This window comes from Variovorax frigidus, from assembly GCF_051216515.1.
Lineage (GTDB): Bacteria > Pseudomonadota > Gammaproteobacteria > Burkholderiales > Burkholderiaceae_C > Variovorax.
Window position 1 is genome coordinate 50,506 of sequence record NZ_JBPJZF010000009.1, and the last position, 12,483, is coordinate 62,988.

Below are 12,483 nucleotides of genomic sequence, written 5' to 3' on the forward strand. Positions count from 1 at the left end.
GTTTGCTGAACTTGGATGGGCTGCGATTAACTTGTAGCCCATATGTAGCCTACGTGTAGCCTGGGACCGGCTGCGTGTAGCCTAGAAGGAGATCCAAGATGCCCAAACTCACGCAGTCCTTCGTGAAGTCCCTCGCCTTCGCTGCTGGCGGCGACCAAACCTTCTACATGGATGACGAATTGACCGGTTTCGGTCTGCGCGTCTCTATGACCAAGAAGGTGTTCTATCTCCAGATGCGCCTGGGCCGGAAGGTGCTCAAACGCAAGATTGGCGAATACGGTCCCATGACCGTCGATCAGGCGCGCAAGGGCGCCTTGCTGGTAAAAGCCCAGTTGCTCGACGGGAAAGACCCGTACGTGGAACGCCATCACGGGGCCAGCGATGCCACGCTCGAGGAACTGATTGACGAGTACAAGGACGAGGTTTCGCACCGGGCCAACACCAAGAAGAGCATCGACTCCGCCAAGCGCCACTTCGGTGGCCTGGACGGTAAGGCGTTCAAGACCAAGCCCGATGGCCGTTCGGCAGAGAGGATCGAGATCATCAAGATCAAGCTGCCGAGTTGGCTTAAGCGGCCCTATCGGGAGATCACGCAGGACGAAGTGCTGGCGCGCTTCGACCTCGTATCGCGCATGGTCCCCAAGCGCAAGCCCGCAGGCGGCGCCGTCAAGCCGATCACGCGCACTTCCAACCAGCATTTCAAGTACCTGCAAGCCGCCTACAACTACGCGATCAGCAAGTACAAGCTGTCGCGTGCCGGTTTCGTCAATCCGGTTTCCATCCTCAAGACCGCCCGGCGCTGGAGTCGCATGAACCGCCGCAACGGCTTCCTCGACACCACCAAGGCGAACTTCGTGCAGTGGTGGCGCGCCTGCGAATCGCTGGAAGGCGTTGTGGGCGACTACATCCTATTCACGCTGATTACCGCCAGCCGTTCCATCGAGTCGGCGACGCTGCGTTGGGCCGAGGTGGACTTCAAGAAGGGCGACATGGTGTTCCGGGACACTAAGAACGGTCAGGACTACACCTTCCCTATCGCTCCGCTGGCGCGAGCGATACTGGAGCGCCGGTACAGAGAAAAGATCAATGACTTCGTGTTCGGCTATGCCGACTCGAAGAAGGGCCACGTCGTCTGCCCGCCGCAGTACCACATCAAATTGATCCGGGAGGCATGCGACCAGCATTGGTCCATGCACGATTTGCGGCGCACCTTCACGACGGCGATGACGCGGTTGAACGTTCACGCTTTCACCATTTCACACCTGATGAAGCACTCCTCCAACACGTCGATGACGCTTTCCTACGCGCCGCCAACGCGAGAACAGTTGCTGGAGGCATTAACGAAACTGGAAGATCACCTGCTGGAGCAGGTGCGGCCCCCGGCCAGCAACGACGTGGCCGAGGAACTGATGCTCGAGTTCGCGTGAGCAAGTCGAAGGTGCCTGCAAGCAGGCGGACGCAGCCGTCGGCGCTGCTTGGCGACATCCGGACACTGATCGAGGCGTCTCGGCGGCGCGCCGCCTCGGCGGTTAATGCCGAACTGACCCTGCTGTTTTGGCGCATCGGCCACCGAATCCATACGGAGGTACTGGCCGGCCAGCGTGCCGGCTACGGAGAGGAAATCCTGCCGACCCTGGCGGCGCAGCTCGACCGAGACTACGGGCGGGGCTTTGGGGAGAAGAACCTGCGCCGGATGGTGAAGTTCGCCGCTACGTTCCGGGACGAAGCAATTGTCGCGACGCTGTCGCGACAATTGAGTTGGTCACACTTCGTCTTGCTGCTGGCCCTCAAGGAGCCGATGCAGCGGGACTACTATGCGCAGATGGCCGGTGCTGAACGTTGGAGTGTTCGGACGCTGCGCGAGCGCATCGACTCGATGCTGTACGAGCGTACGGCGTTGTCCAAGAAGCCCGAAGAGTTGATCGCCCAGGAACTGGCGACGATGCGCGACGCACAGCGCATGTCGCCTAGCTTGGTCATGCGCGATCCGTACATCCTTGACTTCCTCGGCTTGCGGGACACCTGGCAGGAAGGCGATCTAGAGGCAGCGATCATCCGAGAAATGGAGTCATTCCTGTTGGAACTGGGCGTGGGTTTCACCTTCGTGGCTCGGCAGAAGCGCATCCAGATCGACGACGACGATTTCCACCTCGACTTGCTGTTTTACAACCGCAAGCTGCACCGGCTGGTGGCGGTCGAATTGAAGGTCGGGGAGTTCAAGGCGGCATACAAAGGCCAGATGGAGCTCTACCTGCGCTGGCTGGACAAGCACGAGCGGGAACCGGAAGAAGCCTCGCCGCTAGGGATCATCCTCTGCACTGGCAAGAAGTCCGAGCAGATTGAACTGCTGGAACTAGACAAGTCCGGCATCCATGTTGCTGAGTACTTGACCACCTTGCCGCCGCGTACGGTACTGGTTGAGCGGTTGCAGCAAGCTGCGCGGAGAGCACAGTTTCAGATCGAGCAGCGCAGCAATCAAGAAGACGGTTCCTGAGGGCAATACAGAGCGGCGCGGCGACGAGTGCGCAATCGTCTTTCTGAGCGCCTTTCGGGTGACGAAAGTGCGCGGCGGGGTTGCGGCGCAGCGGTTGCCCGGCCAGTACCGGCGTCAGTGAACGGTGACAGGCGGAGCATCGGCATTCGGCCCGCGCTCCGGAAACCTCGGTATCGTGGATGTAGCGGGACGCCCGTGCGGGCGTCGTGAGCCCACTTCGGCGGCACGTTGCTGGCAGGAAGCGTGCGCCGATCTGTGGAAGTGATGCTTCTTCCTGCCGGACGCTGGACCCTTGTGCCATTGCCACCTCTGTGTTCTCAGGGGCCGAGCCGAGCGGCGCCGCTCGACCTGACACCCAGGACTGATCAGGCGCTCCCGTTCACCCGATCCTTCAAAGCCTTGCCGGGCGTGAACTTGGGCACCTTGCTCGCCTTGATGGTCATCGCCTCGCCCGTTGCAGGGTTGCGGCCGGCGCGCTCCGCGCGGCTCGACACGCTGAAGGCACCGAAGCCGATCAACTGCACTGACTCGCCGCGCGCCAGGGCTTGGGACAGGTTCTCCAGCACGGAATCGAGCGCTCGGCTCACGTCGGTCTTGCTGAGGTCGGTTTCCGCGGCGATGGCGATAACCAGTTCGGTCTTGTTCAAAAGAGTGTCCCTTTGCGGAATAGTGATGGAGTCAGCCGATGTGGCTGGCGAGGACAAGTCCCGGTCCACCTTCTTGCCTCCCTTGTAGGTGTCCAGGTGTCGGCTTGTCGTTGAAGTGAGACGCTCTGCAGGCTCAATGAGAGTTTACTGTTGCCAACTACTTCCGCCTGCGGCAGGACACCTTACGCGCCAGGAGACATGGAAATGGGGTGCACAGCTGCGTGAGCGCGACGGCGTGCTCGCTGCCGGGCTGGCGACGCTGGATGCCAAGGTTGCCTTGATCCGCTCTGACGCACTGAGCTCGGGTGTGGCAGGTGCAGACAAGATGCTCATTCAGTGCTAGTCGCGTCGTAGGAAAGTTCATTAACCTCCATCGCAGCTAGAGTGCGCAAAGCAAATCGACATCCAGCTTTGAACTCCTCCTTGCTGAATTGGGCCACGGCCGGGCCGAGCGTCGATTCACGGGCGAGCACTTCCACCGCCTCTTCGACCACGGCCAAACCCTTCTTTGTGAGGTGCACCAGAAACCCGCCGCCGTGTCCTGGGTCGGGAAGGCGCTCGACATAGCCCGCAGCGGCCAATCGGTCGACCTTCTTGGTCATGGCACCGGAAGTCACCAATAGGGCGCGAAACAGATCCGTGGGTCTTTTGAAGTACGGGGGGCCGCCCCTTCGCAGCGCCAGCAGCACACGCATGTCGGCGCCGGTGATGCCATAGCGCTGAGCGCACATCCGCCCGAACGCGCGATCCACCAGCGTGCCGAGGCGCATGAAATAGATCGCCAGCAGGAAATTGTCGAGATCGAGGTCGGGTCGCTCTCGCTGCCACTGTAGAGCGATCAGGTCGATCAGGCTGGTGGCCGGCACCGGCTCGGATGCGCATTGGTCGCGCTGGGCACCGCGCCGCGATTTCTCAATATTCGGCATTTATGTACTTCCTTAGAAGATATTGTAAGACTAGGGTTGCAAATGACGAATCGGATCACTTCTTCAGCGTGAAGATGGATAACCGGGTACTAACCCTAGCTGGACGTGGCGACATCGGCTCCTAGAATCTCTTCCATGGAAGACGATGAGAACTGTCTTCACGAGCTCCTTCCCGCCCGCTGTCGGAAAACAACCAGGTGACAACGATGAAAAGACTTTCGGCTCGAATTCTCGCTGCGCTCTGCGCCATCCTGCCGCTGGCTGCTGCAGCGCAGGAGGTGGTCAAGATCGGCATCGTCGGACCGTTCACGGGGGCGTTCGCCGTGGCCGGACAATCGTTCCGGCAGGGCGTCGAAGCCTACGTCGCGCTCAACGGCGACTCGGCAGGGGGACGCAAAGTCGAGCTCGTGTACCGCGACAGCGCTGGCGCGGATCCAACGCTGGCAAAGCGTCTGGCAGAGGAGCTGGTGGTCAAGGACAAGGTTGCGATTCTGGGTGGCTTCTACCTCAGCCCCGAGGTCTCCGCGGCGGCCCCCATCGCCAACGCCTCCAAAACGCCGCTGTTCATTGTGAACGCGGCAACCCCGTCCCTGATGAAGCTATCGCCGCTGTTCCTGCGCATGGGTCAGGCGATCAACCAGCCGGCGGAACTGGCGGCAATTTACGCACGGCAGCAGGGCAAATCCAAGGGCTATGTTGCTGTGGCGGACTATGGGCCCGGCCATCTCGTCGAGCAGGCTTTCACCGCCAAGTTCCAAGCCGAAGGCGGCAAGATGGTTGGCAACGTGCGCATTCCCCTCAATACGGCCGACTTTGCGCCTTTCGCCGAACGCATCGCGAATGCAAATCCTGACGTGTTGCAAATTTTCCTTCCGCCAGGAGCTGCGTCAGTCGGCTTCAGCAAGGCGCTGGCAGCGCGCGGTCTGACGTCGAAAGTGTTGATCATCGGCCAGGGGGAGGCAGAGGATAGTGACCTGCCCTTGTTCGACGATTCCATCATCGGCTTCAAGTCAATCATCTATATCGATGCAAATGCGACCAATCCCGAGAACGTCGCATTCTCGAACTGGCTGAAGAAGAACGTCGGCCCCACCGTGCTCCCCAACTCGTTCCACATCGGCGCCTTCGATGGCATGCACCTGGCCTACAAGATGCTGAATGACCAGGCCGGCAAGCCGTTCAACGGTGAAGCGGCGGTCAAGGCTCTGGCAGGGTACTCATTCAAGAGCCCGCGCGGACCGGTCACCATCGATCCGGCTTCGCGGGAGTTGGTGCAGAACTTCTACCTACGCGAAGTGGTCAAAGGAGACGGCGGCCAGAAGCGCAACCGCGTCGTGAAGACCTGGGAGCGAGTGCAGCCGGTGGCGTTGAAGTGACCCACGACCGCGTCTGACAGGTTCACTCATGTCCGCCTTGGCCTTCATTCTTCTCTACGGGATCTCGTTCGGCCTCGTGTTGTGCCTGATCGCGCTCGGCCTCGTCATCACGATGGGGCTGATGCGCGTGGTGAACCTGGCGCACGGGGCCTTCGCCGCGATAGGCGGCTACATGGTGATCAATCTGATGCAGCAGTACGGCTGGCCGTATGTCTTGGCCGTGCCGGCGGCGGTCTTCGCCGTGGCGGCATTCGGAGTCCTCACCGAACGACTGCTCTATGTGCACCTTTACAAGCGACCCCAACTCGACCAGGTCCTGGTGACCATTGGATTCAACTTCATCGTCATTGCGCTTCTCACCTTGGTGTTCGGTCCCAATGTGATGAGCATGGAACTTCCGCCATCGTTGAAGGCCAGCGTGGACCTGGGGTTTCGCGATTTCGAGGTGTATCGCATCGTCGTCTCCATTGTCTGTGTCTGCGTGATCGGGGCGCTCTGGTGGATGTTTGACCGTACCGGTATCGGCGCCAAGCTTCGTGCGGCGGTTGACAACCCCACGATGACCCAAGCGATGGGTGTGAATGTGCCGCTGCTCTTCTCTGCGACATTCGCTCTGGGCTGCGGCCTGGCGGCGCTCGGAGGCGCCTTGGGAGCACCGATGCTGCCGATGGAACCCATGTGGCCACTCAAGTACCTGGTCTTGGTCCTGGTCGTCGTCGCCCTCGCCGGACATGGTCAGATCCGCGCGTCGGTGGCCGTCGCGGTGATCGTAGGAATTGTCGAGACTGCCGGTCGGTACCTCTTCCCCCAGTTCGGGGCCTTCTTCATCTACGCGTTGCTGATCGTGCTCATGATCTGGCGACAGGATGGCCTTTTCGTGCGTCGCAAGACCACGCGTGTCGCATGACCTCACTACCTCGAGATTCGATCCTGTCGCGGCATAGCCTGCGTGTCGGAGAAGTCGCGTGGCTGCTCCTGGCCCTGGCAATCTTCTTCGCCTTTCCAGAATATCTCTCGCTCGGGACCTCCGTGCTTGTGATGGTGATCCTGGTTCTCTCGTTTGACCTTCTCCTGGGCTTCTCCGGCGTGCTCACGTTCGGCCACGCTGTGTTTTTTGGACTCGGGGCCTACATCGCAGGCTGGCTATCGCTGGCGGGCTGGACCGAGCCCATCAGTGCGGTGCTCGTGGCTGGCCTCGCATCGGCACTGCTCGCACTGGCGCTGGGCCCCTTTGTACTGCGGCTGACCCATCTACCCCTGCTGATGGTCACACTTGCCATCGGTGTGTTGGTGTTCGAGGCAGCTCACAAGGCTACCGGCATCACGGGAGGCGATGACGGCCTGTCTGGTATCCAGTTTGCGCCGATCCTCGGCGTGTTCGATTGGGGGCTTGGCGGCAAGACCAGCTACCTCTATACCTTGGGCTGGTTAGTGGTCGTGTTTTGGCTGTTGAAGCGGGTGGTCTCTTCACCCTTTGGAATAGCCCTGCAGGGCATCCGAGAGAACCCCGGCCGCATGCGGCTAATCGGCAACTCGGTGTTGCCTCACCTCACCTTGGCTTACGCAATCAGTGGCGCAGCGGCGGGCATCGCAGGGGCGCTCTTTACCCAAGCCAACGCGTTCGTAGGTCTTGGTGTGTTCGCACTCGACACCAGTGTCGACGTGCTTGTGATGCTGGTGCTGGGTGGTCTTGGAGGTCTGTACGGCGCGCTGATCGGAGCGCCAATTTACATGCTGCTCAAGCATTTCTCGTCGCAGTGGAATCCGTACTACTGGATGCTCGTGATTGGCGTCCTGCTGATCGCGGTGGTTATGTTCGGCCGAGGTGGCCTGATGGGTATCGCCCAGCACGCTTGGCGTAACCTTCGTCTGGGGGGGCGTTCTTGACTACCGTCTCATCTCTCGTAGAAGTTGGCATGATGCCCGCCCTCCAAGCCTTCGGACTGAGCAAGAGCTTCGGCGCCCTCCAAGTGACAAAGGACGTCAGCCTGACCTTAGCCCGAGGTGCGCGTACTGCGCTGATCGGGCCCAACGGCGCGGGAAAAACCACGCTCGTCAATTTGTTGACGGGAGTCCTAAAGCCCGACTCCGGCCGGCTTCAGTTGTTCGGCGAGGACCTCACCAAAGCCTCTGCCCCTCAGCGTACGCGGCGCGGTCTTGTCCGTACCTTTCAGATATCGAGCCTGTATGCGGAACTGACTGTCTTCGAAAACGTGTTCATTGCTGTCAGCCAATGCGCGGGTCGAAGTTTCGACATGTGGAGGTCGGCCGGCAAGCAGAAGGACCTTCTGGAGCGCACAGAGATTCTCCTTGAACAGTTGCGACTGGCCGACGATATGCACCGCAAGGTCTCCGAGATCGCCTACGGACGCCAGCGCCTGGTGGAAATCGCCATCGCGCTAGCCATGGAACCCAAAGTACTTCTGCTTGACGAACCGGCGGCCGGAATTCCCAGCAATGAACTGGACCTGCTGATCAACGCAATTGAGCGCCTACCAGCGCAAATTGCGGTACTCATGATCGAGCACGACATGGAGATGGTCCGTCGCTTCGCGTCGGAAGTCTCAGTTTTGGTTCAGGGCGAAGTCTTGATCTCAGGGACGCCTAAGGAAGTCATGTCCCATACAGAAGTTCAGGCTGTCTACCTGGGCACGGCGGGAACCAAGCGCTTCGAAGGCGGAAGGGTGGCCGTCCATGCTTGAGATCCGCAACCTGGGAGGCGGCTGGGGTCCGACTCAAGTGGTCGAGGAGTTCAGCTTGAACGTGGCCAGCGGGGAGACCGTGGCTGTCATCGGTCGAAATGGCGTCGGTAAGAGCACCCTGCTCGAATTGCTGATGGGGCGTGCCAAGCGGCGGGGTGGTCAAATTCTCCTAGAAGGAAATGACCTGTCTGCCGCGCCGATCCACGAGAGGGCACGTCGCGGTTTCGGCTATGTGCCACAGGGCAGGGAAGTGTTTCCCAGTCTCACCGTCCAGGAGCACCTGGATGCCGCATCGCGCCAAGGCCCGTGGTCCATAGAGCGGGTGCTCCAGCTCTTTCCGCGTCTTGGCGAAAGGCTCGAAAGCTACGGGACGCAGCTCTCGGGTGGAGAGCAACAGATGCTGGCTGTCGCTCGAGCGCTGCTCGGCAATCCGCGCGTCCTGCTAATGGACGAACCTTTCGAGGGACTGGCGCCGATCGTGGTCGAGCAGTTGGTGGGCAGCATCCGAAAGATTGTTGCAGGTGGCTCGGTTGCCCTGTTGCTGGTCGAGCAGCGCGTCGACATCGCCCTGGATCTGTCACAGCGTTGCGTCGTCATGGACCGCGGTCGGTGTGTTTTCGAGGGCCTGTCGAAGGACGTGAGCGAGGAAGGCCCGGCGCTCGCGGCGCTCATGGGCCTCAGTCACTGAGATGAGGAACCAATAGATGAAGCTCGAAGGAAAAACGGCCATTGTCACCGGCGCGGCTACGGGAATTGGCTTGGCCATTGCACAACGTTTGGCTCACGATGGCGCCGCTCTTGTCTTAGCAGACGTGGCAGACGCAGAATCCCGCGCTGCGGAACTGAGATCCAGCGGCGCACGAGCGGTGGCCCTCAAAACAGATGTGGCTGACGAGGCATCCGTCAGCGACATGGTTGAGCGCACGATGAAAGAGTTCGGTCGCGTCGACATTCTCGTGAACAACGCAGCGATCGCTGCCACGATTCAGCTTCGTCCGTTCGAAGACATCACGGTTGCGGAATGGCGGCGCATGCAGGAAGTGAATGCGATGGGGCCGTTCCTTTGCACTCGCGCAGTGTCGCCGCACATGCGCGCGCAGAAAGCTGGCCGGATTGTCAACATCACATCTGGCACGGCCTTCAAGGGCGCGCCGTTCATGCTGGACTACGTGGCGAGCAAGGGGGCGTTGATGACGATGACGCGGGCGCTGGCGAAGGAGCTGGGCCCTGCGTTCGTGACCGTCAACGCCGTTTCGCCAGGTTACACGCTCAGCGAGGGCAACCTGGCGAACGAGGCCTTTCGGGACGCCTATCGTGAAGCTGCAATCGCCACGCGAGCGTTGCCGCGCGATGGGTGGCCCGCCGACATCGTCGGTGCTGTTGCGTTTCTCGCGAGCGACGATGCCTCCTTCATTTCGGGCCAGGTCCTCGCGGTGGACGGTGGGTCCGTCTACCACTGACGTACAGGAGGGTTTCGATGCTCATTGACAAATCCAACGAACGTATGTGCCGTGTCGGCGCCGACACGCCGATGGGCGCGGCGATGCGTCGCTACTGGCTGCCCGCCTTGCAGTCCTCCGAGCTGGCGACGCCTGCAGGCGACCCGAAGGGCGTCGAGATGTTGGGCGAGCGCTTTGTCGCGTATCGTGACGGCATCGGGCGCGTAGGTTTTTACGACGAGGCTTGCCTACACCGAGGTTCTTCGATGTTGTTGGCACGCGCCGAGCCTGAAGGTCTGCGCTGCATTTACCACGGCTGGAAGTTCGCGGTTGATGGCACGGTCCTGGAGACCCCCAACGTCGCTGACCCGAAATTCCGCCAGCGAATTCGCGGCCGGACCCATCCCGTCGTCGAGGCGGGCGGCCTGATCTGGGTCTATCTAGGACCTGTCGAGCACCAGCCGGACTTTCCCCGCTGGCCGTGGATGGACCTGCCGCCTTTGCAGGTACTGGTGACCTACCACGTCGAGGAGTGCAACTACGTGCAGGTGATCGAGGGATTGGTCGATTCTTCCCACCTTGGCGTCCTGCACTTGAATGGGATGAAGCAGTCGGGAAGCAGCGACGTGGCCTTCGCGCAAAAAGTCAGTTCGATGCAGAACAACCTTGCACCTCGCATCGAGGCAGAAGACACGGTGTTCGGCTTCTACTACGCGGCCCTTCGTGAGGTGGCCGAGGGTACGTCGACGCGCGTCGACGCCCGTGTGACGGCGTTCATCGCGCCATGCACGCTCTTGAACCCCAACGGCGACATCATGACGGTGGTGGTTCCGATCGACGACGTCCGTTCGGCCTTTTTCCATGTGTTCTGGAGCGAGACCGAACGCTTGGGCGCCGAACCGCTGCGTTCCAAGCACCTGCATTTCGTCGGCCTGGAGGACGAGGTCCTTGACGCCTTTGGCATCACCAATGACACGCTGGGACGCAGCGATCGGCCCAACCCGCGCAACAACTTCTTCCAGGACCGGGACGCGATGCGTCGCGGCGAAAGCTGGAGCGGGCTGCCTGGCTTGATTGAGGAGGACGTGGCCGTTTCGGTATCGGCCGGGCCTATTCGCAGTCGGAGCCAGGAAATGCTGTCGAGTGCAGACGTGGCCGTAGGTCGTCTGTATCGCTCTCTGCTGAGTTGTGCCGATGCGATCGAAGCAGGGAAGGCCCTGCCAGGGCAGGGCGTGCGCATCGACTGGCGCGGCGTCGTCGGCACCCATGGGTCGGTGAACAGTGAACGGCCCTGGCGCACCCTGATGCCCTCACACAAAGTGAATGCCGCGAGCGCGGATTTGCAGGAGACCTGAGATGGGTGACATCAACTTCGAATGGCGCCCTGAGTTCGCCCTCGGTCACGCCGAGATGGATGACACGCACCATGAGTTCGTCGAGTGTGTCCAGGCGCTGCTGACCTGCGATGACTCCCAAGTCGGCGCAGCGCTGGCCCGTTTTGAAGACCATGCACGCCGGCATTTCGCTGAAGAGGACCAATGGATGCGCACGGGCGACTATCCGTCAGCTGGCTGCCATGTCGATGAGCACGCCGCGGTTCTGCGCTCCGTGGTGGAAGTGCGTGAACTTGTACAAGCGGGGCGCCTTGACGTGGCGCGCGCACTGGCGCAGGAGCTCGCCCGCTGGTTTCCCGAACATGCGCAGGTGATGGACCAGGGGCTTGCGCGTTGGTTGGCGCAGCGTGAACTCGGCGGAGCTCCGATGGTCATCGTCCGGAGGCGGCCAGCCGCCACCACGCTTTCCAACTGAGGCGCGCCAATGTCCAAAAGGCTAAAGTCCGTCTTAAACATCTTCCATGGAAGATTAAATTCCGAGTTGATCGAAGCTGAGGAGTGCAGGCATGCGTGAAGTCAAAGTTGTCGAACGACGGACCCGAGCGGAGGGGGTGGAAAGTTACGAGCTCTCTCCTGTCGACGGGATGCCGCTGCCCGCCTTCGCCGCGGGCGCGCACATTGACGTCCATGTGCCTGGCGGTCCCGTGCGCCAATATTCGCTCTTCAATCCGTCCTCCGAGATCCATCGCTACTGCATCGGAATTCTTCGAGACCCAGCCTCTCGCGGAGGGTCGGATCGGATGCATGAGTTGGTGCGAGAAGGCGAGGTGCTGACGATCAGCGAACCGCGCAATCATTTCCCTCTGCAGAAGTCCGCCAAGCGTTCGCTGCTGTTCGCGGGAGGCATCGGGGTGACGCCGCTGCTTTGCATGGCGGAGCAACTGGCTCAGGACGGCGCGCCGTTCGAGCTCCACTACTGCGGCCGTTCGCTTTCCCGGATGGCGTTTGTCGAGTACTTCCACAGCGCGGGCTTCGCGTCCAACGTGTGGCTGCATGTCGACGACGGCCCGGAGGATCAGCGCTTCGACGCCGTGCGCTCGATCGGAGCACCGGAGCCCGACACGCATCTCTACGTCTGCGGCCCTTCGGGATTCATGGACCATGTTCTTCGCACCGCACGTGAGCTTGGCTGGCCAGAGGAGCGACTTCATCGCGAGTACTTCGCGGGCGCAGTCATCGACCATTCGGCTGACGATGCCTTCGACTTGGTCCTGGAACGGTCCGGTCGGGTCATCCGAATCGAGGCAGAGCAGAGCGTCGCGAGCGCGCTCATCGACGCTGGTTTGCCGTTGGAAGTCTCATGCGAACAAGGCGTGTGCGGAACCTGCTTGACGAGGGTTTTGGCAGGAAAGCCCGACCATCGCGACATGTACCTCACCGATGCCGAGCGAGCGAAAAACGACTGCTTCATGCCTTGTTGCTCGCGGTCTCTCGAGCCACGTTTGACCGTTGATTTCTAGAAGCTTCCGATGAAGTGTCCCCACCACGATTGAGAGGAATCTACA

Annotated in this window: 13 protein-coding genes; 11 read left to right on the top strand and 2 right to left on the bottom strand. The window is 61.1% G+C overall.

Annotated features, from left to right (window positions below):
• Positions 1–98 precede the first annotated feature (98 nt).
• Together ACSFBC_RS24920 and ACSFBC_RS24925 are read left to right on the top strand one after the other, a co-directional pair.
• Positions 99–1,427 carry a tyrosine-type recombinase/integrase gene (locus tag ACSFBC_RS24920; protein WP_435513023.1) on the top strand — a complete coding sequence of 443 codons (1,329 nt, stop codon included), beginning with the start codon at positions 99–101 and terminating at the stop codon, positions 1,425–1,427.
• Positions 1,424–2,494 carry a PDDEXK nuclease domain-containing protein gene (locus ACSFBC_RS24925; RefSeq protein WP_435513024.1) on the top strand — a complete coding sequence of 357 codons (1,071 nt, stop codon included), beginning with the start codon at positions 1,424–1,426 and terminating at the stop codon, positions 2,492–2,494. The genes ACSFBC_RS24920 and ACSFBC_RS24925 overlap by 4 nt, the downstream gene beginning before the upstream one ends.
• A 365-nt stretch (positions 2,495–2,859) precedes the next feature.
• On the opposite strand, the gene ACSFBC_RS24930 is transcribed toward ACSFBC_RS24925, so the two are convergent.
• Together ACSFBC_RS24930 and ACSFBC_RS24935 are read right to left on the bottom strand one after the other, a co-directional pair.
• Entirely contained in the window at positions 2,860–3,141 is a 282-nt protein-coding gene (locus tag ACSFBC_RS24930; protein WP_435513025.1) for an HU family DNA-binding protein, read from the bottom strand.
• A gap of 329 nt (positions 3,142–3,470) precedes the next feature.
• Positions 3,471–4,067, bottom strand: a complete 597-nt coding sequence (locus tag ACSFBC_RS24935) for a MarR family winged helix-turn-helix transcriptional regulator (RefSeq protein WP_435513026.1) — start codon at positions 4,065–4,067, stop codon at positions 3,471–3,473.
• 206 nt (positions 4,068–4,273) lie between these two features.
• Here ACSFBC_RS24935 and ACSFBC_RS24940 point away from each other — a divergent pair, with 206 nt between their 5' ends.
• The 9 genes from ACSFBC_RS24940 (at position 4,274) to ACSFBC_RS24980 (ending at position 12,438) form a co-directional block, all read left to right on the top strand.
• Complete coding sequence (locus ACSFBC_RS24940) at positions 4,274–5,443, top strand: ABC transporter substrate-binding protein (protein ID WP_435513027.1); 1,170 nt, start codon at positions 4,274–4,276, stop codon at positions 5,441–5,443.
• 28 nt (positions 5,444–5,471) lie between these two features.
• Complete coding sequence (locus ACSFBC_RS24945) at positions 5,472–6,350, top strand: branched-chain amino acid ABC transporter permease (RefSeq protein WP_435513028.1); 879 nt, start codon at positions 5,472–5,474, stop codon at positions 6,348–6,350.
• Positions 6,347–7,330: a branched-chain amino acid ABC transporter permease gene (locus ACSFBC_RS24950; protein ID WP_435513029.1), complete on the top strand. Its 984-nt coding sequence runs from the start codon at positions 6,347–6,349 to the stop codon at positions 7,328–7,330. Before ACSFBC_RS24945 ends, ACSFBC_RS24950 begins: the two co-directional genes overlap by 4 nt.
• A 29-nt stretch (positions 7,331–7,359) precedes the next feature.
• A complete protein-coding gene (locus ACSFBC_RS24955) occupies positions 7,360–8,145 on the top strand; it encodes an ABC transporter ATP-binding protein (protein ID WP_435513030.1) in 786 nt (261 codons plus the stop codon).
• The gene (locus ACSFBC_RS24960) at positions 8,138–8,833 is read left to right on the top strand and encodes an ABC transporter ATP-binding protein (protein ID WP_435513031.1); all 696 of its coding nucleotides are present in this window, start codon (positions 8,138–8,140) and stop codon (positions 8,831–8,833) included. The genes ACSFBC_RS24955 and ACSFBC_RS24960 overlap by 8 nt, the downstream gene beginning before the upstream one ends.
• A 16-nt stretch (positions 8,834–8,849) precedes the next feature.
• A complete protein-coding gene (locus ACSFBC_RS24965) occupies positions 8,850–9,605 on the top strand; it encodes an SDR family NAD(P)-dependent oxidoreductase (protein WP_435513032.1) in 756 nt (251 codons plus the stop codon).
• Positions 9,606–9,622: 17 nt separating this feature from the next.
• Complete coding sequence (locus ACSFBC_RS24970) at positions 9,623–10,939, top strand: Rieske 2Fe-2S domain-containing protein (protein ID WP_435513033.1); 1,317 nt, start codon at positions 9,623–9,625, stop codon at positions 10,937–10,939.
• Position 10,940: 1 nt separating this feature from the next.
• A complete protein-coding gene (locus tag ACSFBC_RS24975) occupies positions 10,941–11,393 on the top strand; it encodes a bacteriohemerythrin (RefSeq protein ID WP_435513034.1) in 453 nt (150 codons plus the stop codon).
• 91 nt (positions 11,394–11,484) lie between these two features.
• Positions 11,485–12,438, top strand: a complete 954-nt coding sequence (locus ACSFBC_RS24980; protein WP_435513035.1) for a PDR/VanB family oxidoreductase — start codon at positions 11,485–11,487, stop codon at positions 12,436–12,438.
• The last annotated feature ends 45 nt before the right edge of the window (positions 12,439–12,483 follow it).